The organism is Salsuginibacillus halophilus, assembly GCF_003014715.1.
GTDB classification, from domain to species: domain Bacteria; phylum Bacillota; class Bacilli; order Bacillales; family Marinococcaceae; genus Salsuginibacillus; species Salsuginibacillus halophilus.
The window spans coordinates 79,368-103,766 of record NZ_PYAV01000007.1 but is presented as its reverse complement, the minus strand read 5'-3'; the positions used below and the strand labels follow the sequence as shown (position 1 = coordinate 103,766).

Here is a 24,399-nt window from a genome sequence, read left to right as displayed (position 1 = left end):
GCTAACTTGTTCGAATAAAAAATCATTCGAACAAGTGGATCTTCAGGCTGCACTTGACCCTCTGGGAGTCGCCGTCTTTCGTTTCGGTTACTTTTACATTTACGGATCATAATACATGTAGTTTGATCACTCATGAAGTATTAATACAAAATTGGCTTACATATGCGAAAACGCGAAAGTCTTAAGTTCATTCTTAAAACAAGACATGGGTTGTTAAACCATCATAACAGCCGAAATGAAAGTATCTTAAAAAGTGGGCCTCTTCACGCTCAGACCGTCCTATGCTCTTTGTATTTGGTTTTTACGCATAGCTCTTTCTGACACCACTGGGAAGAGCTGTAGTCGAAGCTTCCGGCAGGCTGAGGCACTGCCCAGGGGCAGAAAAGACAATGACAAGCGCAGGTCACATTGATATTTCTTCCCGGTACGTGACCAAAGGGAACCGACGTGTCTTCTACAACAAGCTCGGAGCAGTAAGCTTTGCGTGAATTTTAGGTTTTGTACTTTGTTGATCGTCTGAAATTGGCAACCCCCGGCTGCAGCACTGAAGCAGCTGGGGGTTGCTCTTATATATATCGAAATTCAGGTCGGTTTAAATATGAGAAGTGTCGCGAAATTGCTGGATAAAGGATTCAGGGTTTGTATGAATATAGAAGGTGCGCACACCCTTTGTTGTGTGTAAATAAAGAAAGCCGATCTTATCTGCTTCGCGCCGATAGGAAATGTCAAAGACGATATCCAGTGGATAGCTTTCGCCAAACGCTTCGATGCGGTCTGAGTATAACTGAATCACATCCGATCGGTGCTCAATATATTTTTCAGTCCAGCCAATCTTTTGTTCTTTCCAAATAATCGGCATTTCTGCTAGCAATGTCATGAGGGACCTCCTTTCACTAATTAGTATAAAGCCTTGAAAAGGACATGCCAAATGATCTATTTTCTGAAAAATCAGATATACAAGTTTGAATCAATGTTGACCGCCGATGGTCAGCATGCTATAGTAAGGTTACAAAATAAGTCCTGAGGTGTACGTAATGCACTTTCGTTTTGAGCCAACACTTTGATTTTAGGGAGCCCGTCGTTTCGGTCTGGATTGCATGCCTTTTTAATAAGGACGCATGAATGACCGAACAGGGCACCCACCTGCTTTGCAGGCTTCAAAATCAGTTGTGCCATACGGCACCACGGGACTTGTTTTAAGTGCCATACCCAGCAGTTTCGGTTGCTTGGTATGGCACTTTTTTTCGCTCATTTTTCGCATATTTCGATTTTTTTCAAAATTCCTTGTTTCAATTGGTGAAGGCTGGGGTATCCATATAACTGAGTGGGATTCCTAATAAAAAAGGAGGTATACAAAGCATGACAGTAGCAGGTCAGGAAATTAGTTTAAAAGCAATGTTGATGATGGCAGCTGCGTTTGTTTTAACGCTGGGTCTTACATTTGCCAATGCGTCTATCGCATTTGGTGACGAAGATGACGACAATGGTGTAGACGAAGACAACGGCGAAGATATGGACGATAATGGTGATGACGATAACGGCTATGAAGACGACGATTATGATGACGACAATGGTGTAGACGAAGACAACGGATACGAAGACGATGACCATGATGACAATGGTTACGAAGATGAAGATCATGAGGAAGGCGATGAGCTTCCGGCAACAGCTTCTGCTTACCCGATGGGTCTATTGATCGGTATGATGGCAGCAGGTGCTGGTGCATTCATGATTACAAAGCGTCGTCAAACAGCATAACTCGTAAACAAGTCATAAGAGAATCCCACGCTCTGTAAATTCGTAAGTTGTCAAATGTCGCTAACTGACCCGGTTTTGCAAGAGTAAAACAATTAGATTGAAGGAGGAACTCTTGAATGACAGTAGCAGGTCACGAAATTAGTTTAAAAGCAATGTTGATGATGGCAGCTGCGTTTGTTTTAACGCTGGGTCTTACATTTGCCAATGCGTCTATCGCATTTGGCGACGAAGATGACGACAATGGTTATGACGAAGACAACGGCGAAGATATGGACGATAATGGTGATGACGATAACGGCTATGAAGACGATGATTATGATGACGACAACGGTGTAGACGAAGACAACGGCTATGAAGACGATGACCATGATGACAATGGTTACGAAGATGAAGATCATGAGGAAGGCGATGAGCTTCCGGCAACAGCTTCTGCTTACCCGATGGGTCTATTGATCGGTATGATGGCAGCAGGTGCTGGCGCATTCATGATTACAAAGCGTCGTCAAACAGCATAACTCGTAAACATTAAAGTATAAAAGACCGGTCGTGTAATGCGACCGGTCTTTTTGTTACATATCGAGGGTCAGACGAAAGACCTTGAATCATCTTTCTTAAAATATTATGATAGCCTTTGATACTTACAAGCTTCGATATAATTCGATTTTTAAGATAGCAGGTGGATGATTTTTGGATACCCTTCGTACGAAGTTATTTTTTATTATGCTAATTATTGCACTGGCACCCTTAGGTGTAGCTGGTTTTATTTCTTATCAAGCTCAAAAAAGTGAACTTACAGAACAAATGGAAGATACAATGGTGATTTTTTCGGACAACGCGGCGGTTACGCTTGAAGATTTAATCCAGGAGCGTTTGAGTGATACGGAGCTGCTTGCAGCAAACCCAGTACTGTCCGATGAGACGAGTGATCCAGAGGATATCGAACAGGAATTTAAAAACTTCCAAACCACCCATGAATATTATTTTGGGTCGATCTTTACGAATCCTGAAGGCACGATTGTTGCCTCAGATTATCAGCATGTCAATCACTCATCGACGCAGTCAATGGATCGACGGCAGTGGTTTGAAGATGTACAGGAAGAAGGTTTGATTTTATCCGATATTTTTCTTTCTGATATTATTAACCAACCTGTGATTGTATTTGCTGCGCTAGTTGAAAATTCTGATGGCGAGGTTGTCGGGTCTGTTTCTAACGGATATGACATGAACGCTATGCAAGTTCATATCGCAAACTTCCAAAGTCAGCAAGAAGAATTTGGGTATGATGGCGATGTTTTTTTAATAAATGAAGCAGGTGAATATATCGTTCATCCAGATCCTGACCAAGTTTTTGAAAGTGGGGCGCTCGAAGAAATTTCCTTAGCGTCGGGTGAACTTCAAGAGGTGAGTTCTTCTGATGAATTGGTTTACAATCGTGAAGAAGAAATTTTAACTTCACTTGCTAAGGTTAGTCACATGGAAGGATTTGATCGCGATTGGTATCTCGGTTTTTCGGTTCCGGAAGATGAACTGTATGCCCCCCTTCAAGAGATGTTATTTAAATATGTGCTTCTCTTTGGTGTAGTAACGCTTTTAACTGTGATTGCAGCTGCAAAACTTTCACGTTATATTGTTCGTCCTGTAGAACGTTTAGCGTCGGCTACCAGTGATTTTGCGGTAGGTCGTAAAGTGTTTCCTTTGTCTTCAGATTCGTATGAAGAAGTCAATAATTTAACACGGACATTTAATTATATGACACAAAAGCTTGAAGAACGAGAAAATGCACATAAAAAGTCAACAACGATACTTGAAACAACGGATAATGGTGTTTTGGCTTTTGAACACCAAACGCACCACCTAACAACGATTAACCGTAAAAGTCGAGAGTTATTTCATATTGATGCGGAAGCGAATACGAAAAAAACAGTGGAAGAGTTAATGCGTAAAAATCATCATTTTGCGGCGTTTATTTCTGCTGTATTTCCAAATGATTTGATGCAGCTTCCAGAGAAACCGCATTTTGAAATAAGCTGTACGCTATCAGGAGAAAAACGCTGGTTTTTAGTAAGTGTTTCTGCACTGCCATTAATAGAAAACCAGCAAAATCAAGATATCTTACTTGTGTTCAATGATATTACGGATAAACGGCAGATGGAAAATGAATTATTACGGGCTGAAAAATTAAAACTGATCGGGCAACTTGCAGCTGGTTTTGCTCATGAAATCCGTAACCCGCTTGCAACCATCCACGGATTTATGCAGCTTATGAGAAGGCGCGGTCACGAGAGTGCGTTAACTTCAGAGCAAAAGGAAGTCATTGTTAAAGAGATCGATCGAGTTAACGGTATTGTTGAAGAACTATTAAATATTGCTCGTCCGGAAAGTGAAGAAGAAGTTAGAGCTGTTTCTGTGCAAAACTTAGCCCATGAACTTGACATATTATATACAGATGCTTTCCAAGAAGCAGGTATGAAATTCAATATAGAATTTCCTGAGGATGAATTGTATGTTGAAGCACATGAAAAAAAGTTAAAGCAAATCTGTGTAAATGTCATCCATAATGCGAAAGAAGCAATGACATCTGGTGGTCAGTTATTATTGACGGTACAAAGGCAAGCCTCAGGAGAAATTTCACTGTTGTTTCAAGATACAGGCGAAGGCATGGATGAAGAAACAAAAGAATTAGCCGGCACCCCGTTTTTCACGACGAAAGAACGAGGCACTGGCCTCGGAATGATGATATGTCACCATTTGCTTGAAGGGATGAATGGCTCGATGAATGTAAAGAGTGAGCAAGGTAAAGGGACAACAATTATCATTCATTTGCCTGAAGCTTCAAATGAGCTTGATGTTCACAAAAGCTAGTTTTTCGATTGTTGCTTTAAATTGGTGTAAACGGTTTTTAAAGCTTGTTCGAACTTTCCTGTTTCTTTTGGTTCATAGTAGCGCTTGCGCCGGAGACGGTCTGGTAAGTACTGCTGATCCACCCAGCCATTAGGGGCATCGTGTGGATACTGATATCCGGTGCCGCGGTCGAGGGCGCTAGCCCCTTGATAATGAGTATCTTTTAAGTGATTCGGCACGTCTGGTGCGCCGTGCTGCTTAATATCGCTGATCGCTGCATCAAGGGCTTTATATGCAGAATTTGATTTAGGAGACAAACAAAGTTCAGTAACAGCGTTCGCTAATGGGATTCGCCCTTCCGGTAAGCCAAGCCGTTCAGCGGATTCGATGGCAGCTAGTGTTCGCTGGCCGGCCTGCGGATTGGCAAGGCCGATATCCTCATAGGCGGTCACAAGTAGACGACGATTAATCGTTTCAAGGTCGCCTGCTTCAATTAGACGGGCAAGGTAATGAAGTGCTGCGTTAACATCACTGCCGCGGATCGACTTTTGAAAAGCCGAAATCACATCATAATGTGCATCACCGTCTTTGTCGTGTGTGAAGCGTTTCTTTTGAATGCACTCTTCGGCAATATTTGTTGTGATTGTGATGACGCCTTCCTCATTCGCCGGGGTGGAGTGAGCAGCAATTTCTAAAGCGTTTAAGGCGGCTCGTATATCGCCGCCGCTTGCATCAGCTAAGTGCCCAGCTGCATCTTCAGTGACTTCAAGGGTTGTTTCCGGCTGCTCACTTTGCAGTTGCTTTGTTCCTCGTTTGAGCAGCACTTTCACGTCTTCCGGTTCAGGCCGGGTTACTTCAAACAGATGACACCGGCTCCGGATCGCTGGGTTAATGCTGTGATAAGGGTTTGCAGTTGTTGCCCCGATTAACAAAAGGCGCCCCTGCTCCAAGTGAGGCAGCAAAAAGTCCTGCTTCCCTTTGTCGAGACGGTGAATTTCGTTCATAATAACAATGAGTTGATTTGAGATCTTTGCTTCTTCTACGAGTTTTTCCATATCTTTTTTATTGTGGGTGACTGCATTCAACATCCGGTAAGATATATCTGTGCTTCCTGCGATCGCACGGGCAATTGAAGTTTTGCCGGTACCAGGCGGGCCGAATAAAATCATGGAAGCCAGTTGATTGGCCGTAACCATCCGGGCTAAAAGACGTCCCGGCTCGGTAAGATGTTTCTGCCCGGCGATGTCTTCAATTTTTGTCGGGCGCATACGGTAAGCGAGCGGTTGATGTTTCATAAAAAACCTCCTTTCCTTAATCTGATAAAAGCAGTCGTTCACGTGCTCATGTAAAAGGTGCAACTGCAAAAATAGGTGCATTCATGATATAATTATACAGTTAAATAGACAAAGAAATAAAATGAGAAAGAAGGATTCATGTGATATTATCTAATGCCAGGCGCCGATTTTTGTTGAGATGGCTCTTTTTTTCGATCGGTTTAATCATCATGTCGTTTGGCGTGGCATTAATGATTGAAGCTGACCTTGGTAGTGCACCGTGGGATGTATTGCATATCGGTTTGTACTTGCAGTTTGGGTTAACGGTCGGCACATGGAGCATTATTGTAGGGCTGTTTATTTTAGCAGTTTCTTCACTCATGTTAAAAATGTGGCCGCAGGCTGGGGCAGTGTTAAATATGCTGCTTGTTGGCGTATTTATTGATATCTTTCTACTTGTTCTCTCTACGCCTGAAAGTTTACTTTTGCGTTCATTTATGCTTGTCAGTGGTATTGTCATTATGGGTTATGGCATTGGACTATATATAGCACCAAACTGTGGAGCCGGCCCGCGGGATTCTTTGATGCTGGCTTTACATGAGTTAACCGGCTGGGCAGTGTCAAGAGTGCGCGGTGTGATGGAGATTTTTGTCCTTCTCATCGGCTGGCTGCTTGGAGGGCCGGTTTTTATTGGTACAATTTTGTTTTCCGTAGGTATTGGTGCCGTTGTAGGCCGGGCGCTCCCGCAGTGCCGGGTATTTGTACAGCAAATTTTAGAAAGAGGTGTCCGTTATGAAGATTTCCACGAAGGGCCGTTACGGTCTGACGATCATGATCGCACTTGCAAAGAAGCACGGTGAAGGTCCAACTTCTTTAAAATCAATTGCAAAAGATCACAATTTATCTGAGCATTACTTGGAACAATTGATCGCTCCACTTCGTAATGCACAGCTCGTAAAAAGTGTGCGCGGAGCATACGGAGGCTATATGCTCGCCAAAGAACCGGAGGATGTTACCGCAGGTGATGTGATCCGTGTTCTTGAAGGGCCGATCAGCCCGGTTGAAGTGCTTGAAGATGAAGAGCCAGCGAAACGGGATTTATGGATTAAAATTCGCGATGCTGTGAAGAATGTACTCGATGAAACGACGCTTGAAGATTTAGCATCTTATGAAGATGCAGGCGATCAAGAATATTACATGTTTTATATTTAAGGAAAGGAGGGGGTTCGCATGGCTTCGATTTATGCTGATCATGCAGCGACAACGCCGCTTGACCCATCCGTTGCCGAAGTGATGTATGAAGAAATGATATCGAACCCGGGCAACCCCTCGAGCATTCATAGTTTTGGGCGCTCTGCGCGCAAAACCGTAGATGAAGCTAGACGTCAAGCCGCATCCTCTATTGGAGCGGTGCCGGAAAATATTATTTTCACAAGTGGTGGGACAGAAGCGGATAATCTGGCAGTGGCTGGCTTTGCCAAGGCAAATGAAGCGCGGGGCCGTCATATCATTACAACCAAAATTGAACACCATGCTGTGCTTCATCCGGCTGAGGCGCTTGAAGCACTAGGGTTTGATGTAGATTATATTGATGTTGATGAAAGCGGCATTGTATCTGTTAAAGATATTGAAGCGGCACTTCGTGAGGATACGATTCTTGTGACAGTGATGCACGGAAATAATGAAACAGGTGCCTTGCAGCCGATCGCTGAAATCGGGGCGTTATTACAAGAACATCAAGCTGCCTTTCATACAGATGCGGTGCAGACATTTGGTTTGTTGGATTTAAACGTAGATGAGTTGAAAGTGGATATGTTGACAGCGTCTGCCCATAAAATTTACGGCCCTAAAGGTGCCGGATTTTTATATGTAAGAAACCATATTCAACTTGAACCTGCATTACGGGGCGGTGAGCAGGAACGGCGCCGCCGGGCTGGCACGGAAAATGTAGCACAGCTCGCCGGGGTTTCTAAAGCGTTAAAGTTGGCGGATACGCACAAAAATGAACGGTACGAGATGCTTGCTGATCGGTCGGCGCAGTTTGTACAAGCGTTGATGGAAAAAGACATCACGTTTCAGTTGAATGGACCACAGCATGAGCGTCTGCCACACATTGTCAATGTGTCGTTTCAAGGTGTAAGCGTAGAGCCACTGCTTGTGAACCTCGATCTTGCCGGAATTGCTGTTTCAAGCGGCTCGGCATGTACCGCAGGATCTGTGGAGCCATCGCACGTGTTAAAGGCAATGTATGGTGATGATAAGCGTATATACTCGTCTGTTCGATTTAGTTTCGGTCGTGACACAACAGCAGAGGAGATAGATCAAATTGCAGAAAGTTTGGAGCGCGTGCTTCAGCGAATGGCAAAAAAAGCTTAAAGCCACATGCTGTGAAAGTGAAAGGAGGAGCATTTTATGAACAACGCAGATATCCGTGTCGTCGTTGGAATGTCTGGAGGCGTTGACTCTTCAGTTTCAGCAGCTTTGTTGAAAGAACAAGGTTATGAAGTGATCGGCATTTTTATGAAAAACTGGGATGATACCGATGAGCACGGGGTTTGTACAGCGACGAATGATTACGATGATGTCATTCAAGTATGTAATCAACTCGATATACCGTATTATGCAGTCAACTTTGAAAAAGAGTATTATGACCGGGTGTTTAAATACTTTTTAAACGAATATGAAGCCGGCAGGACACCAAACCCTGATGTCATGTGTAATAAAGAAATTAAATTTAATGCGTTTCTTGATCACGCGCTTTCACTTGGTGCAGATTATTTAGCGACAGGTCACTACGCCCGTGTCGAGCGGACAGAAGACGGGCAGGTCCGGATGCTGCGCGGAGTGGATGACAATAAAGATCAAACGTACTTTTTGAATCAGCTGACTGAAGAACAGCTGCAGCACGTCATGTTTCCACTCGGTGATATGCCGAAGCAGGAAGTTCGTGAAGTAGCCCATGCCCGCGGACTTGCGACAGCTGGAAAAAAAGACAGCACAGGCATCTGCTTTATCGGTGAGCGTAATTTTAAAGAATTTCTACAAAGTTATCTCCCGGCTCAGCCTGGTGAAATGCAGACCCCTGAAGGCGAAGTGAAAGGCCGTCATGAAGGGTTGATGTTTTACACATTTGGCCAGCGGCAAGGTCTTGGCATCGGTGGGGCAGGTGAGCCGTGGTTTGTACTTGATAAAGATGTGGCAAATAACGTGTTAATTGTCGGTCAAGGGTATCATCATGAAGGCATGTATTCTGATGGGCTTTATGCCTCCGGATTGAACTGGATTACTGATGCGCCCAAAACGTCGTTTAACTGCACAGCGAAGTTCCGCTATCGCCAAAGTGATCAGGCAGTTACGGTGCAGCCACTTGAAGACGGCAGTTATTATGTTGATTTTCATGACCGCCAGCGTGCGGTTACGCCGGGACAGGCTGTTGTATTTTACGATGGTGACGTTTGTCTTGGCGGAGGTACGATTGAACAAGTTGTAAAAACAAAGGAAAACGCAGGCGTCTAGCGCGTTTTCCTTTTTGTACTAACATAATTAAAGGGAGGATCAAGGATGGATCATTTGAATGAAGAAGCGCTTCAGGCGCTGCAGGACGGAAATGTAGAAGAGGCAGCTGAAAAGTTAAACGAGGCGATTGAGACTTCGCCAAACGACCCGCTCGGTTATACGAATTTCGGAAACCTGCTTGCCGGTATGGGAGAACTTGACCGTGCCATTAAATTTTACGAACGGGCAATCTATTTAGATGAAGCACAGGCAACAGCGCATTACGGTCTTGGTACGGTTTACTACGACCAAGAAGATTTTCACTCTGCTTTGCAAAAGTTTGAGCGCGCCCAAGAAATCGGCCTTGCCGACAGCAATTTGTATTACATGCTCGGTATGACTCACTTTTCACTCGGGAATTTACAAAAAGCGCTTGCGCCGCTCTATACTGCAATTGAGGCGAGTCCGGAAGATACAGAAGCTCGTTTTTATTATGGTCTTGTATTAGCCCAGCTAGAACGAGTTGAAGAAGCGGTTCCGCATCTTGAGCAGGTGATTGAAGAAGAGCCTGATCATGCAGATGCACACTTTAACCTCGGTGTGGCCCATGCGTACCAAGAAGAGGGTGAAGCTGCACTTGCCGCGTTTGAAAAGGCGCTTGAAATTCAGCCGGAACATGCGCTTGCAGCCAATGGTAAAAAACAGATGGAGACGTGGCTCGGCCGCGAAGAATAAATAACGGGGGAAGGCAGCATGCAGATCTTTAACCCGGATGCAAACCAGGATATGGTCCAGGGCACACTTGTGCATACGGTGTATCGCAGTGAGGAAACCGGTTATGCTGTGATGCATGTGAAAGTAGTAGAAGCAGAGCCGGTGGTGGAGAAAACACGGGTCACGGTCGTTGGGTTGTTTCCGGCGCTTGAGCTGCAGGAGTCGTACCGATTTTATGGTACGCATACAGAGCACCCTCAATACGGTGAGCAGTTTAAAGCCGAACAGTTTGAACGGGTGCTGCCGACAGAAAATGATGCGATCGTTCATTATTTATCAAGCGACCGCTTTCCTGGCATTGGTAAAAAGACCGCTCAAGCTGTTGTTGATGTATTTGGCAGCCGTACAATTCAAGAGATTTTAGAGAGCCCGGAACGCCTCCAGGAAGTACCAGGGTTAAAAGCAGAAAAACGGGAGCTTCTCGTTTCGCAAGTTGCTGAAAATCAAGGCATGGAGCGGGTGCTTTTAAAGTTGACGCAGTACGGATTCGGAATGAACTTGGCGATGAAAATATATCAAGTATATGCCGAAGAAACGATGGCAACGATCGAAGAGGATCCGTATCAACTTGTCTGGGATATTGAAGGCGTTGGTTTTCATAAAGCAGACCGGCTTGGCGAAGTGCTCGGGATTGCAAAAACATCACCGGAACGCATGAAAGCCGGCCTGCAGTTTGTCATGCATGAACTCTGTCTGCAGGGGGGACATGTATACGTACCGGAAGAAATGTTAATTGATCGGGCTTATACGCTTTTAACAACTGGCGGCGTGGTGCTTGAGCGGGAAAAGATTATGGATGCTGTCGTTGAACTGGCTGAAGAAAGCAGGCTTGTTGTAGACGATGGTTGTGCGTATTTGCCAAGTTTGTACTTTGCGGAGAAAGGTTTTGTAACGCATCTGCTTCGGTTAATGAACGCTGCAGATGAAGAAGTGGAAGAGGCTGCGTTTCATGAAGCCCTCGGCGGGGCAGAAGAGGCTTTTCATATGACCTATGCGCCGCAGCAAAAAGAAGCGATACGTACAGCCGTTCAGTCACCGGTCATGATTTTAACCGGCGGTCCCGGCACGGGTAAAACAACGGTCATTCAAGCAATCGTCCGTGTCATTGCTGAACTTGAAGGGCTCCCTGCAGCGCCAGAACCTGGCGGAGAGACGTTTCCGGTGCTGCTCGCTGCTCCGACAGGACGTGCGGCTAAACGGATGAAAGAAACGACCGGGCTGCCTGCGCAGACGGTGCACAAATGGCTTGGCTATAAAGGTGAAATGCATGAGGATGAAAATGAAGGGTTAGAGCGCAATGAAAGCCATCCGCTTGAAGGCCGATTGTTAATTGTTGACGAGTTTTCCATGGTGGATATGTGGCTTGCCAATCAACTGCTGCGGGCTGTGCCTGAAGGGATGAAAGTGATCTTTGTTGGAGATGAAGACCAGCTGCCATCTGTCGGGCCAGGTGAAGTGCTTGGTAACTTGCTGACAGCAGATGTGCTCCCAGCTGTATCACTTTCAACCGTGTACCGCCAGTCGGAGGGGTCTTCAATTATTGATATGGCACATGCCATGAAACAAGGGGAACTCCCGAAAGATTGGATGGAGCCAAAGGATGACCGCCGCTTTTTCTCCCGGGCTGCTGAGCATATTGTTGAAGCCGTCGAACAAGTGTGTACAAACGCAAAGAAGCGCGGCTACACAGCTCATGAGATTCAAGTGCTTGCTCCGATGTATAAAGGTCCTGCCGGCATCCATGCATTAAATGAACGGCTGCAGCAGTTGTTTAATCCACCAGATGAACAACGGCGTGAAGTTACGTTTGGTGAAGTGGTGTACCGGGTGGGTGATGTGATTATGCAGCTTGAAAATGACCCGGAATCCAATGTATTTAACGGGGACCGAGGCGAAATTATCGCGATTTTTCAAGCAAAAGAACAGGCGGACCGACGTATGAAGATCGTGCTCGCTTTTGATGGAAACGAAGTTACTTATGAAAAAAAGGATTTGCGGCAGATTACTCACGCTTACTGTGCTTCGATCCATAAATCTCAAGGCAGTGAATTTCCGATCGTCGTTGCACCTGTCGTTATGAGCTATCGGCGGATGCTTGAACGCAATTTAATTTACACCGGTATCACTCGTGCCAAAGACTTTTTAATTTTGTGTGGTGAAAAATCAGCGTTTGAATTTGCTGTTCAACAAGATAACAGAGGCAGCCGAAATACCCGCTTGGTTCAGCTCCTAAAAGAAGCGCATAACGAAGAAGCAAAGAGTGCAGGCTACAATTAAGGCCGAAGCTCTTTGCTTTTTTATGTTTAGACAGCGCGTAGACCGCCAAAACTGGAAAAAAAGCTTGTACAAGGAGGTCTTCATTTGCGCTGTCCAAACTGCACGTCAAAAGAGCTCGGTAAAATTGGTTTTGAGCATTATTACTGTTGGAACTGCTTTATAGAATGGTCGTTTCGTAACGGTAAGTATGCTGTGTATCAAGTCGAAGAAGATGGAAGTTTACATTCGCTCGACGATTTGTTTGAAGACTTTGCTCAGGCAGACTAAATAAGCGAACTCACGGTTAAGAGTAAGCGCTCGTCTGTAAGCAAAAAGGAGGTGCCGTCTTGTTTGACCGAAGAAAAAAGCGCAGCTTTGGTATGGACCAACGGCAGACGCGCCGGCTGCAGAAGATGTGGAGAAAGAAGAAAAAAGAATGGAAAAAAGCATTAAGTTGGTAATAAAGCGCCCCTGCCCTAAAAAGGCGGGGGCTTCTTGCAGTAAGAAGGTTTTTTGTAAGTAAAAATAAAGCCACAGCAAGAAAGCCTTGGTTTAAGTGAATGAATAAACATTGATGAGGTGACACAATGAGGGACAAGTTCGCAAATATGTTTTCCTGGCTGCTGCTTACAGCTGTGGCACTTGTTATCCTATATATTTTAAAATTGCTTGCACCTTGGTGGCAGCCGCTTCTTGTCTCAGTGTTAAAAGTTTTGCTTCCGTTTTTAGCAGCAGGTGTGTTTGCTTATTTACTTCACCCAGTCATTGATTTTTTAGAACGACGTCGGGTCAACCGAGGGATTGCTGTCGGTCTTGTTTATTTAAGTTTTCTTATTGCAGGAGGTATTGTTGTTTTCTTTGGTGCGCCATTAATCGAACGTGAGGTAGATAAAGCCGTTGAAGGCTGGCCGGCGCTTGAGTCTCAAGTACAGGAGGGGATGAAGTGGGTGAAAGCAAAAGCCGCTGAGTTTCCCGGAGGAGTAGATGAAGCGTTGGAGCGTCACACAGAAGCACTACAGGACCAAGCTTCAAACCTTGTAGATGAAGTCTTTGAACACTGGCGCGCGCTTGTGGAAGGTTTTATCTTCTTTTTATTGATTCCGTTTATTGTTTTTTATTTGTTAAAGGATATCCGCGCTTTTGAGAAAAGTGTGGAGCAGTTAACCCCTGCACGATTTCAAGGAGAAGCAAAAAAGTTAGTTCAGGCAGTGGATCATGCACTTGGAGGCTACATCCGTGGTCAACTGCTTGTATCTTTAACTGTCGCACTATTGTCCGGTCTTGCCTTATGGATCATCGGTGTTCCTTATGCGGTTGTGTTAGCAATCATTATCGGACTGTTTGATCTTGTACCATATGTCGGACCGTGGCTAGGTGCTGCACCTGCTGTAATGGTAAGCGGAACGGTTTCTTTATCAACAGCTCTTTGGACGATCGGTGCTTTAGTTGTCATTCAACAACTAGAGAGCAACGTATTGTCTCCTTATATTGTGGGGCGCAGTGTCCACCTGCACCCGCTGATTATTCTGCTTGCGCTCTTGTTTGGTTTCGAATTTGGTGGTGTGGTCGGTTTGATTGTAGCTGTACCACTCGTTGTCGTTATTGCAGAAGTGATACGGGTTTGGCAAGAACCTGTAAACGACTCATTTTGAAACAAGGCCGCGAACCGCAAATGCAACATTTTGCGGGCGCTCTGCGAGCCTGCGCATAAAATAGCCGTACCAGTCGTTTCCAAACGGGACGTACGTGCGGAAGGTGTAGCCTTCTTCGGCTAACTGTTTCTGCATATCTGCCCGGAAACCGTAAAGCATCTGGAATTCAAATCGGTCATAAGGAATATCGTTTTCATGAACAAACGTTTTGATCTGTGCGATGATTTGATGATCATGTGTGGCTATTGCTGTGTAACTGCCATTGAGCAAATGTTTTTGAATCATGCGCAGAAAGTTGGCGTCAATTGCTTCTTTATCCTGCATGGCAACTTCAGGAGACTCTTTGTAAGCGCCTTTGACGAGTCGAAGCGGTACACCTTTGAAGCGGTCTAAGTCTTCAAGTCCGCGGTATAAATAAGATTGCAGTACGGTGCCGACGTTGTCATATGTGCGGCGAAGCTCTTCAACAATGTTGAGTGTTGTGTCGTATCTGCTGTAGTCTTCCATATCAATATTAATAAAATTACCGTTTGCAGCAGCTGCCTGCATAATATGGTGCATGTTCTCCATACAAAGGTTCTCGTCAATATCAAGACCGAGCTTAGTTAGTTTGACTGAAACCTGGCTGTCAACGCCGGCTGATTGAATGGTTTGCAATGTATGAACACATGCGCGGGCGGCTTCTTCAGCTTCATTCCGTTCAGTAACGAATTCCCCGAGGTGATCAAGTGTTACTTTTAATCCTTCGTGATTCAGCTGCGATATGGCTGGAATGGCTGCTTCAATTGTTGTGCCGGCGACGACTTTTGATGCACCAAGCTTTAATCCCCATTTTTTCGCGCTTCGGTTTAATAATTTATTTTCAGATAAGTGCAAAAAGAAATTGCGGGAGAGGTTCTTCATCGCTGTGCCTCCTCTGCCTCGATATTTTAAGCTCGATTATAAAGTTTATTAGTGAAGCGTGTGCGGGGCAGGTTGAAGTGCCCGCACACACTCGCTTTAGTTACTTAGGTCAATTGTTTAGAAGTGGTCGCTTACGGTTTTTGGCTGCATGAAGTGAAGCAGATAATCCGGGCCGCCTGCTTTGGCGTCTGTTCCGGACATGTTAAATCCGCCAAATGGTTGATAACCAACAATTGCCGCTGTGCAGCCGCGGTTAAAGTATAAGTTGCCAACATGGAAGTCTTCACGTGCCTGTTCTAAGTGAGCACGGTTGTTGGAGATGACTGCCCCGGTTAAACCGTAGATGGTGTTGTTGGCAATCTCAATGGCATGCGTAAAGTCTTCGGCTTTTGTAAAGGCAACAACCGGACCAAAGATTTCTTCCTGCATAATGCGGGATTCAGGATCGGCATCTTTAAAGATGGTCGGCTGAATAAAGTAGCCATTTGTTTTATCTCCAGTACCGCCAGTAACGAGCTCTGCTTCACCTTTACCAATTTCAATGTATTCAAGAATACTGTTAAAGGCTTCTTCATCTTTGACAGGACCCATGTACGTTTCTGCATGTTCTGGGTTGCCAACGACAGCGTTTTCTGCCAACGCCTTCACTTTTTCAAGCACGGTTTCATATACGTCCTGGTGAACAATCGCCCGAGAGCAGGCGGAACATTTCTGACCAGCAAATCCGTAAGCAGAGTAAAGAATGGATTCAGCTGCCAGATCCAGATCGGCTTCGCTGTCAACAACAATGCCGTCTTTACCCCCCATTTCAATGATGGCACGTTTGAGATGGGTCTGGCCTGGTTGTACTTTTGCAGAACGCTCATAAATCCGGGTGCCGATTTCTTTAGATCCAGTGAAGTTAATCCAGTGCGTTTCAGGGTGATCTACCAAGTAGTCACCAATCTCTGAACCACTGCCTGGAATGTAGTTAACGACCCCATCCGGCATGCCTGCTTCAATTAAAACTTCCATAAACTTATAAGCAATGACCGGCGTGTTTGTTGCCGGTTTTAACATAACCGTGTTTCCGGCAACCATCGGCCCAACGGTTGTTCCGGCCATAATCGCAAATGGCAAGTTCCACGGGGATACTGTCAAACCAGGACCAAGCGGAATGTAAAAGAACTGATTATGCTCAAAGGAGCGGCTGTTAATCGGAATGCCTGGTTTAAGCTCGACCATTTGCCGTGCGTAGTATTCAAGAAAGTCAATGGCCTCTGCTGTGTCTGCATCAGCTTCTTTTCGAGTTTTACCAATTTCGTAAACCATCCAGGCGGAAAATTCGTGCTTCCGGCGCTTCACAAGGTGGGCTGCCCGGTAAAGAACGTTGGCACGTGCTTCAGGGTCCCATTTTTTCCACGTTTGAAAAGCTTCAAGGGCACTCGTCATCGCTTGATCCGCGTGTTTTTGGCGAGCTTTTGCAATGCGTCCGATCACTTGCTCTGGATTTGCTGGATTCACTGAAGTTGTTTTTTCGTCTGTATCGACTTTTTCGCCGCCAATAATTAGCGGATAGTCTTTGCCAAGTTCACTTTTTACATATTGCAGGGCTGCTTCAAATTCTTCTTGGTTCTTCGCATCTGAAAAGTCAGTAAACGGTTCGTGCGTATAGGTTGTTACCATACAATCACTCCTTAACAAAAATTTGAGCTACACCTCAAAATATTGCAAAAGTTATGCCAAGAATGAGTAAAGCGTTAGAGAATGGCGCTGGTGTTTAGCATTAAGCCTTTTAAACAGAAGCTTTGCCGTGTGTGAGGGGAGAAACAGCATTTAAATCGTAAAGTGAAGCACAGGTTGAGATTATCTAGAATTTGACACAGAACCAACTTTTAAAAAATTTCGCAAAATTTTTTGCACATAGGTGCCAATTATTTTGGCACAATGAAACTTTCACGCTGCATATCAAATTTCTGCATTCTGTATTGTAGGCTTTGGCGGCTGATGCCAAGAATTTTTGCAGCTTGTTTAATGTTGCCAGAAGATTGAGTTAAAGCCTCTTCGAGTGTTTCATATTCTAAACGTCGAAGTTTATCCGGTAAGTTTTCCATTCGTGGTGGAGCGATCTTTGTTTCAGTTTGTACCGTACCGGATGTTTTATGGTGGAAATGCGGCGGCAGATGGTGAAGCCTAAGGTAAGGCTCGCCAAAATTTAAATTCATCGCTGCTTCAATGACGTGTTCTAGTTCGCGGACACTACCCGGCCAGTCATATGACATAAAGCGTTCATAAACTTGATCATCAGCTTTTGAGACTTCCATCTGAAACAAGCGATTGTATTTGCGGATAAAAGCATTCACTAAAACCGGGATATCTTCTTTACGCTCAGACAACGGTGGAACGATTAAGGTGACAACGCCAAGCCGGTAATAGACGTCTTTACGCAGGCGTCCACCGGCAATTGCATCCACCGGATCTTCATTCATCGTTGTTAAGACGCGCACATCAATCGGGCGCGTTTTCGTATCACCGAGCCTTGTCACTGATTTTTCCTGCAATGCTCGTAATAGTTTGGCCTGTAGATTCGCCGGCAGTGAATTAATTTCATCGAGCAGCAGTGTCCCGCCTTCTGCTTCTTCAAAAAGGCCGGGCCGGTCGCCTGCACCGGTAAAAGCGCCTTTGACAGTACCAAATAAAATGCCTTCGATTAAACTTTCCGGAAGGGCTGCGCAGTTTTGTGAAATAAAAGGTCCTGTTGCACGGTCGCTTGCACTGTGAATGCTTTGCGCGAACAATTCTTTACCTGTGCCAGTTTCACCGACAATTAAAACTGAAGATGTTGTGCGGGTAACACGTTTTGCCTGTTCAACGACATCAAGTAAGATTTGCGAGCTGCCTATGATATCCGGGAAAGTAAATAATGACGTGCTTTTCTGCTGGTTCTCACGGACGAGCTTTTCCATTTGTGTAATATCTTTTGCAATTTCAGCGGCAGCAATCACACGACCCTCTTGATAAATTGGGAATGTATGATTAATCGTTGTAATCTGCTCGCCTTTGTACGTAATATACGTTTGTTTTTCGTGTTGAATCGTTTCCCCGTGCCGAATTGCCTGGAGCAGCCGGCTGTCGCGCTCATCTTGAAAATGAAAAGCTTCAGTCAGCCGTTTGCCGCTAACATCCGCCGGACTCATCGCTTCGATCCGCTGCATTGTTTCATTGTATAATAGGAGCTCTTCCTTTGTATCAACGATTCGAATGCCAAGGTCAATTGTTTGCAGCATCGTTTCATAAATCGAAGTGAGCTCATTTTTATTTCGGATATATTCTTGGTCCATGTCCCTCCTCCTCTCATTTGATCAAACTTTAACACATGCAAAAAATCTTAGCCAAAACGCGCATATGGGTGCAAAATTTTGCATCATATGTTTGAATTTCAATGATGGCTGTATTTCTACAGTCATGCATGTCCAAGGGAAGCGCATACATATCAAGGAAGAAAAGTGCGTTGGAATGTTGGCATTTTTCTTGCAATTGAGCAGGTAGTAAATATTGACGTAAGGAGGGTTAAAATGTATGAGTTAACGTTTGCGACTTGGATGTGGCTGCTCATACCAATGCCGCTGTTAATCGTTTTGTCGTTAATTACATTTGTCGTAGAAGGAAAGACATCTAAAGCAAAGGGGGAAAAATAAATGGATCCGGTCACAGTTGCAACGTTTATATTTTATCTTGTCGGGATGTTTACGATAGGTATTATTTTTTATAAATTGACCCATAACTTGTCTGATTACGTTCTTGGGGGACGGCGTCTTGGTGGAGGTGTTGCTGCCTTAAGTGCCGGGGCCTCAGATATGAGCAGCTGGTTAATCCTGGCGCTTCCTGGTGCGATGTTTATCGGGGGAATGAGTGAAATTTGGCTGCCAATTGGCCTGGCAGCAGGTGCATATTTAAATTGGCAGTTTATGGCCCGGCGTCTGCGGCGTTATACGGCGTACGCAAATGATTCAATTACGATACCTGATTTTCTTGAAAACCGTTTTCGTGACCGTACGAAACTTCTGCGTATGATCTCTGCAGTATTTATTTTATTGTTTTTTGCGTTTTACACCTCCAGCGGGCTTGTGGGAGGAGCTACACTTTTTCAAGGCTCCTTTGGCTGGGAGTACACAACTGCACTTTGGGTAGGAGCAGCTGTTATTATTGTGTACACGTTTCTCGGTGGTTTTTTAGCTGTCAGCTGGACAGACTTTTTCCAAGGGATTTTGATGTTTTTAGCATTAATTGTTGTGCCGATTCGAGCCATGATGGAAATGGGTGGATGGAACGAAACGGTGCAGGCAGTCGGTGAAGTTGATCCGGCGCACCTGGATGTATTTACCGGAGCTTCAGCGATTGGGATCATTTCTTTACTTGCATGGGGGCTTGGTTATTTTGGACAGCCTCACATCATTACCCGGTTTATGGCGATTAAAAGCGAAGATGAAGTGCCTAAAGCCCGGTTGATTGGGATGACTTGGATGGTGCTGTCACTCTTTGGCGCCATTTTCACCGGCTTTGTCGGCATTGCTTACTTTACTGGAGCCGGGCCAGGCAATCCAATTGCTGAAGGTGACCATGAAACCGTGTTTATCTTGTTCACACAAGTGTTGTTTGATCCATGGATTGCAGGGTTTTTACTTGCAGCGATTTTGGCAGCGATTATGAGTACGATTGACTCACAGCTTTTAGTCTCATCAAGTGCGCTTGCTGAAGATTTTTATAAAGGGTTTCTTCGTCCGCATGCGACCGGTACTGAATTAATGTGGGTCGGTCGTATTGGAGTGCTTGTCATTGCGTTAATTGCTACGTTTCTTGCTTATAATCCGGACAGTACAGTGCTGGAGCTCGTACAGTACGCGTGGGCCGGTTTTGGTGCCGTGTTTGGTCCGGTCATTTTACTATCCTTGTTCTGGCGCAGAATGACTATGCCTGGTGCATTGTTTGGTATGATTGCCGGCGGGCTGACTGTGATTTTATGGGCGCTTCCAGAAGGCGGTATTTTTGATCTTTACGAGCTTGTACCCGGCTTTATTATGGGTGGCTTGATTGCAATTGTTGCAAGCCTTTTAAGCCGTCCGCCGTCTGATGAAGTTATCGCAGAATTCGAGCGTGTGGAGCGCCGCGAAGGTTGACATGAGCCTTCGTGTCGTCTATAACTAGATGTAGCATATGATTGAAACACGTAGAAGGAACGAGTAGGCTGAAGCCCGCTTTTTAGAGATAGCATTCCGTGGCTGAAAGAATGCTTAAGCGAAGAGCAGCTGAACGCTATTCCGGAGTGCAGGCAAAAACCTGCCGCGATTCCAGCGTTATTGGAGCGAATGGAGTGACAGCACACGTGCGTGTGTTGTAACCAGGGTGGTACCGCGAGATCAACTCTCGTCCCTGCTATACAGGGGACGGGAGTTTTTTATGTTCAATGAACAAAAGGAGGAGACAAAAGTGAGTACATTAACTTCAGCAGACGTGCGTCAACGATTTTTAGATTTTTTCAAGGAAAAAGGTCATGACATCGAGCCAAGTGCTTCTCTTGTACCACACGAAGACCCGACACTGCTTTGGATCAATAGTGGTGTAGCCACATTAAAAAAATATTTTGACGGCCGGGTCATTCCAGAAAACCCGCGGATTGTGAATGCACAAAAGTCGATCCGGACAAATGACATCGAAAATGTAGGTAAAACGGCGCGCCACCATACGTTTTTTGAAATGCTCGGCAACTTTTCCATTGGCGATTATTTCAAAAAAGAAGCGATTGAATGGGGGTGGGAGTTTTTAACGAGCGAACGCTGGATCGGTTTTGAACCAGAGCGTTTATCTGTGACTGTTCACCCTGAAGATGAAGAAGCCTATAACTACTGGAAAGATGTGATTGGCGTCCCGGAGGAACGAATCATCCGCCTTGAAGAAAACTTCTGGGATATTGGCGAAGGCCCGAGTGGACCGAATACAGAGATTTTTTATGATCGCGGACCTGCTTATGGAAATGATCCAGAGGACCCAGAGCTTTATCCGGGTGGAGAAAACGAGCGCTATCTTGAGATCTGGAACCTTGTGTTCTCACAGTTCAACCATAACCCGGACGGCTCTTACACACCGCTTCCGAAGAAAAACATTGATACAGGCCTCGGCCTTGAGCGTATGGTTTCTGTCATTCAAGATACGCACACAAACTTTGAGACCGATTTGTTCCGACCAATCATTACTGAAACGGAACGCATTTCCGGCTTTACGTATGGTGATGATGAAGAAAAAGATGTTTCCTTTAAAGTTATCGCTGACCATATCCGTACCGTTGCCTTTGCGATTGGTGACGGAGCACTACCGTCAAACGAAGGGCGCGGCTATGTACTTCGTCGGCTGCTACGCCGGGCGGTGCGTTATGCAAGCTTCATCAATATTGACCGGCCGTTTATGTACGAACTTGTTCCGGTTGTAGGCGGGATTATGAAGGGTCACTATCCGGAAGTTCAGGAGAAGCAGGCGTTTATTCAAAAAGTCATGAAAAATGAAGAAGAGCGCTTCCATGAAACATTAAACGATGGTTTAAGCATTTTACAAAACGTCATGACAAAAGCAGAAAACGCAGGTGCTACAACCATTGCAGGCTCTGATGTTTTCCGGTTGTACGATACGTATGGCTTTCCGGTTGATTTAACTGAAGAATATGTAACAGAACGCGGATTCTCCATCGATATGGAAGGTTTTGAGGCGGAAATGAAAGCACAGCGCGAGCGCGCGCGCAATGCACGCCAGGAAACGGATTCGATGCAGACGCAATCTGAGCTGCTTGGAGATATTCACGTAAATAGTACATTTATTGGCTATGAGCATATGAGGGCACAAGCAAGTGTTGAAGTACTCATTACGAATGGTGAACAAGTGAACCTTGCTGGTGAAGGCACAGAAGTGTCAGTAATTTTAGATCAAACCCCGTTTTATGCTGAAAGCGGTGGACAAGTAGCAGACACTGGTGTGTTAGAAAATGAAGAAGTGCTTGTAGATATTCAAGACGTGCAGACGGCGCCAAATGGTCAAAACCTGCACACAGGCATCGTGCGCCGTGGACAATTGAAGCAGGGCACTTCTGTTACTGCATCGGTGCAGAGTGAAGAGCGTATGGATATTGTGAAAAACCATACAGCAACACACCTTTTACACCAAGCGTTAAAAGATGTACTCGGGGAACATGTGAATCAGTCCGGCTCGCTTGTTGCTGATGAACGTCTTCGGTTTGACTTTTCCCACTTTGGTCAAGTGACAGAAGAAGAGCTTGAAGCGATCGAAGAAAAAGTAAACGCGCATATTTGGCAGGCGGCGCCGGTTAATATTGAGAATAAGTCGCTAGAAGAAGCAAAAGCTATGGGAGCAATGGCCCTTTTCGGTGAAAAATACGGCAGCGATGTCCGGGTCGTTTCGATTGGGGATTACAGCATTGAGTTGTGCGGCGGCTGCCATGTGAAGACGACTGCTGAAATTGGGTTGTTTAAAATTGTACAAGAAGCGGGAATTGGAGCTGGGATCCGCCGGATTGAGGCTGTAACCGGTCGGCAGGCTTACCGCTTTATGAACAATCAGCTTTCGTTGCTCGATGAGGCCGGAGCGAAACTCAAAGCTAAAACGCGTGAAGATGTGCCGCGGCGTGTAGAGGCGCTTCAAGAAGAGCTTCGTGATGTACAGCGTGAAAATGAATCATTGCAATCAAAACTTGGCGCGATGGAAGCAACTCGTCTTGCCGATGATCCTGCATATGTAAACGGGATCCCGGTGATTGCTGAAGAAATCGCTGCAGGAGACATGGATGCACTGCGCGCGACAGCAGATGAGCTGAAGCAGAAGTTAGGCTCCGGAATTGTTGTCCTCGGTATGAAACAAGAAGGTAAAGTCAACCTTGTTTCAGTTGTAACGAAAGACTTGGTAGAGGCAGGCTACAAAGCTGGTGATATCGTTAAGCGTGCAGCTGCTGTATGCGGCGGCGGTGGCGGCGGACGTCCGGATATGGCTCAGGCAGGCGGTAAACAGCCGGAAAAGCTGCAGGAAGCATTGGAATCTGTGCACGAAATTGTGGGATCCGTTTCCTAACGTCCATTTTTCATGTAAAATAGGGACAAGCGGCTCAAGAGAAGAAACGGGGTGGTTTGATGGATTATAAGGACAACACCATGAAGTTTAATGTGCAGGAAGAAGCGGAGCGGACAGAGGCTTCAAGTGTTTTAATTAACGTTTATGAAGCGCTAGAAGAAAAAGGATACAATCCGATTAATCAAATCGTAGGGTATTTGTTGTCCGGTGATCCAGCTTACATTCCCCGCCACAATGATGCACGGTCGATGATCCGCCGCCTTGAACGCGACGAATTAATCGAAGAACTAGTAAGGTCCTATCTCTCTGAAGAGGGTACAGGATCATCATGAACCGGATCATGGGTATTGATGTAGGTGACCGCCGGATCGGAATTGCAGTAAGTGACGCTTTAAAAATGACGGCGCAAGGGCTGGAGACGATTCAAGTGAAAGAGGATGATCCAAAAGCGGATAAAGTGCGGATTGAATCTCTTATCGAAGCGCATGATGTTGACACCTTGGTCGTTGGCTGGCCGAAAAACATGGACGGCACTGTTGGTGAGCGCGGAAAACTGTGTGAAGCTTACGCAGATGAATTAAAAGATCGTACAGGTCTAAGCGTTGTACTGCAGGATGAGCGTTTAACGACCCGGGCGGCAGAGCGTACATTAATTGAAGCGGATATGAGCCGAAAAAAACGAAAAAAAGTCGTTGATCAAATGGCCGCACAAATGATTTTACAAAATTATTTAGATCAACAATCAATTTATTGAAAGAGGTGTCGCTTGTGAGCGAAGAAGAAAACAACCGTATTGTAATTCCTGATGAAGATGGTAATGAACATTTATTTGATGTTTTGTTCGAATTTGAATCTGACAACTTCAATGCCTCTTATGTCGTCGTTGTGCCGACAGAGCAAAACAAAGAAGATGCAGAAGAAGACGCAGAAGTAGATTTATTTGCTTTCCGCTATCAACAAGAAGGTGACGATGAATCTGATGTTTCCCTCGAACAAATTCCGGAAGAAAATGAAGAAGAGTGGGAAATGATCGAATCTACAATTGAAACACTGCTTGATGAAGAGGAAGTGTAAATAGAAACGGGATGCAGGTATCCCATTATAAATAAAGAGGCTTCAATTATCGTCTTTCGATAATTGAAGCCTCTTTTGAATGATCAATGCGAGGGTTGGCAGTTGACGTATCAAAGTGAACAAGCTGAGGATATTTATTATGCTTATTCTAGATTGATGTCTTACCAAAAAGACTTAGAACGTCACTGACAAACATCCATATCAATTTTTAGTGCGATCGTACATACGTCTTTTGAACGTGTTGGAATTTGACACTTGCTGTATAA

22 protein-coding genes, 1 other RNA gene and 1 other annotated feature are annotated in these 24,399 nt (G+C 45.2%); of the genes, 18 read left to right on the top strand and 5 right to left on the bottom strand.

Features of this window, described 5'->3' with window-relative positions; all coding sequences use genetic code 11:
• Positions 1-592 precede the first annotated feature (592 nt).
• On the bottom strand, positions 593-877 hold the full coding sequence (locus B0H94_RS08035; protein ID WP_106588752.1) for a hypothetical protein: 285 nt from the start codon (positions 875-877) through the stop codon (positions 593-595).
• 137 nt (positions 878-1,014) lie between these two features.
• Here B0H94_RS08035 and ssrS point away from each other — a divergent pair.
• The 4 genes from ssrS (at position 1,015) to B0H94_RS08015 (ending at position 4,620) form a co-directional block, all read left to right on the top strand.
• Positions 1,015-1,195, top strand: a non-coding RNA gene (ssrS, locus tag B0H94_RS08030) — 6S RNA.
• A 164-nt stretch (positions 1,196-1,359) separates the two neighbouring features.
• Positions 1,360-1,758 (top strand): LPXTG cell wall anchor domain-containing protein, encoded by a 399-nt coding sequence (locus B0H94_RS08025; protein ID WP_106588751.1) that lies wholly within the window; start codon positions 1,360-1,362, stop codon positions 1,756-1,758.
• A gap of 116 nt (positions 1,759-1,874) precedes the next feature.
• The gene (locus B0H94_RS08020) at positions 1,875-2,273 is read left to right on the top strand and encodes an LPXTG cell wall anchor domain-containing protein (protein ID WP_106588750.1); all 399 of its coding nucleotides are present in this window, start codon (positions 1,875-1,877) and stop codon (positions 2,271-2,273) included.
• Positions 2,274-2,445: 172 nt separating this feature from the next.
• Positions 2,446-4,620: an ATP-binding protein gene (locus tag B0H94_RS08015; protein WP_106588749.1), complete on the top strand. Its 2,175-nt coding sequence runs from the start codon at positions 2,446-2,448 to the stop codon at positions 4,618-4,620.
• Here the strand turns inward: B0H94_RS08015 and B0H94_RS08010 are convergent.
• Positions 4,617-5,894, bottom strand: coding sequence for a replication-associated recombination protein A (locus B0H94_RS08010; RefSeq protein WP_106588748.1), 1,278 nt, complete (start codon positions 5,892-5,894; stop codon positions 4,617-4,619). The genes B0H94_RS08015 and B0H94_RS08010 overlap by 4 nt on opposite strands.
• Before the next feature lie 170 nt (positions 5,895-6,064).
• On the opposite strand from B0H94_RS08010, the gene B0H94_RS08005 reads away from it, so the two are divergent.
• The 8 genes from B0H94_RS08005 (at position 6,065) to B0H94_RS07970 (ending at position 14,050) form a co-directional block, all read left to right on the top strand.
• Positions 6,065-6,733, top strand: a complete 669-nt coding sequence (locus B0H94_RS08005) for a YczE/YyaS/YitT family protein (protein WP_486669387.1) — start codon at positions 6,065-6,067, stop codon at positions 6,731-6,733.
• Positions 6,666-7,085: a cysteine metabolism transcriptional regulator CymR gene (cymR, locus tag B0H94_RS08000; RefSeq protein WP_106588746.1), complete on the top strand. Its 420-nt coding sequence runs from the start codon at positions 6,666-6,668 to the stop codon at positions 7,083-7,085. Before B0H94_RS08005 ends, cymR begins: the two co-directional genes overlap by 68 nt.
• Before the next feature lie 18 nt (positions 7,086-7,103).
• Positions 7,104-8,249 (top strand): cysteine desulfurase family protein, encoded by a 1,146-nt coding sequence (locus B0H94_RS07995; RefSeq protein ID WP_106588745.1) that lies wholly within the window; start codon positions 7,104-7,106, stop codon positions 8,247-8,249.
• Between the two features lie 36 nt (positions 8,250-8,285).
• A complete protein-coding gene (mnmA, locus tag B0H94_RS07990; RefSeq protein ID WP_106588744.1) occupies positions 8,286-9,389 on the top strand; it encodes a tRNA 2-thiouridine(34) synthase MnmA in 1,104 nt (367 codons plus the stop codon).
• Positions 9,390-9,434: 45 nt separating this feature from the next.
• Positions 9,435-10,103 (top strand): tetratricopeptide repeat protein, encoded by a 669-nt coding sequence (locus tag B0H94_RS07985; RefSeq protein WP_106588743.1) that lies wholly within the window; start codon positions 9,435-9,437, stop codon positions 10,101-10,103.
• Positions 10,104-10,121: 18 nt separating this feature from the next.
• Positions 10,122-12,419: an SF1B family DNA helicase RecD2 gene (gene recD2 / locus B0H94_RS07980; RefSeq protein ID WP_106588742.1), complete on the top strand. Its 2,298-nt coding sequence runs from the start codon at positions 10,122-10,124 to the stop codon at positions 12,417-12,419.
• Between the two features lie 84 nt (positions 12,420-12,503).
• Positions 12,504-12,686, top strand: coding sequence for a hypothetical protein (locus tag B0H94_RS07975; protein WP_106588741.1), 183 nt, complete (start codon positions 12,504-12,506; stop codon positions 12,684-12,686).
• 299 nt (positions 12,687-12,985) lie between these two features.
• The gene (locus tag B0H94_RS07970) at positions 12,986-14,050 is read left to right on the top strand and encodes an AI-2E family transporter (RefSeq protein ID WP_106588740.1); all 1,065 of its coding nucleotides are present in this window, start codon (positions 12,986-12,988) and stop codon (positions 14,048-14,050) included.
• On the opposite strand, the gene B0H94_RS07965 is transcribed toward B0H94_RS07970, so the two are convergent.
• The 3 genes from B0H94_RS07965 to B0H94_RS07955 all read right to left on the bottom strand — a co-directional run bounded on the left by B0H94_RS07965 (position 14,042) and on the right by B0H94_RS07955 (position 18,273).
• Entirely contained in the window at positions 14,042-14,953 is a 912-nt protein-coding gene (locus tag B0H94_RS07965) for a proline dehydrogenase family protein (protein WP_106588739.1), read from the bottom strand. The genes B0H94_RS07970 and B0H94_RS07965 overlap by 9 nt on opposite strands.
• 117 nt (positions 14,954-15,070) lie before the next feature.
• Complete coding sequence (pruA, locus tag B0H94_RS07960; protein WP_106588738.1) at positions 15,071-16,618, bottom strand: L-glutamate gamma-semialdehyde dehydrogenase; 1,548 nt, start codon at positions 16,616-16,618, stop codon at positions 15,071-15,073.
• Between the two features lie 248 nt (positions 16,619-16,866).
• Entirely contained in the window at positions 16,867-18,273 is a 1,407-nt protein-coding gene (locus B0H94_RS07955) for a sigma-54 interaction domain-containing protein (protein ID WP_106588737.1), read from the bottom strand.
• 234 nt (positions 18,274-18,507) lie between these two features.
• Here B0H94_RS07955 and B0H94_RS15415 point away from each other — a divergent pair, with 234 nt between their 5' ends.
• From B0H94_RS15415 to B0H94_RS07930, 6 genes are all read left to right on the top strand, one after another.
• A complete protein-coding gene (locus tag B0H94_RS15415) occupies positions 18,508-18,630 on the top strand; it encodes a hypothetical protein (protein ID WP_282432535.1) in 123 nt (40 codons plus the stop codon).
• On the top strand, positions 18,631-20,109 hold the full coding sequence (putP, locus tag B0H94_RS07950) for a sodium/proline symporter PutP (protein WP_106588736.1): 1,479 nt from the start codon (positions 18,631-18,633) through the stop codon (positions 20,107-20,109). It begins immediately after the preceding gene.
• Positions 20,110-20,151: 42 nt separating this feature from the next.
• Positions 20,152-20,367: a binding site (T-box leader), on the top strand.
• 52 nt (positions 20,368-20,419) lie between these two features.
• Entirely contained in the window at positions 20,420-23,059 is a 2,640-nt protein-coding gene (gene alaS, locus B0H94_RS07945; RefSeq protein WP_106588735.1) for an alanine--tRNA ligase, read from the top strand.
• A 59-nt stretch (positions 23,060-23,118) separates the two neighbouring features.
• On the top strand, positions 23,119-23,391 hold the full coding sequence (locus B0H94_RS07940) for an IreB family regulatory phosphoprotein (RefSeq protein ID WP_106588734.1): 273 nt from the start codon (positions 23,119-23,121) through the stop codon (positions 23,389-23,391).
• A complete protein-coding gene (gene ruvX, locus B0H94_RS07935; RefSeq protein ID WP_106588733.1) occupies positions 23,388-23,813 on the top strand; it encodes a Holliday junction resolvase RuvX in 426 nt (141 codons plus the stop codon). The genes B0H94_RS07940 and ruvX overlap by 4 nt, the downstream gene beginning before the upstream one ends.
• Positions 23,814-23,827: 14 nt before the next feature.
• A complete protein-coding gene (locus tag B0H94_RS07930; RefSeq protein ID WP_181315316.1) occupies positions 23,828-24,133 on the top strand; it encodes a DUF1292 domain-containing protein in 306 nt (101 codons plus the stop codon).
• Positions 24,134-24,399 lie beyond the last annotated feature (266 nt).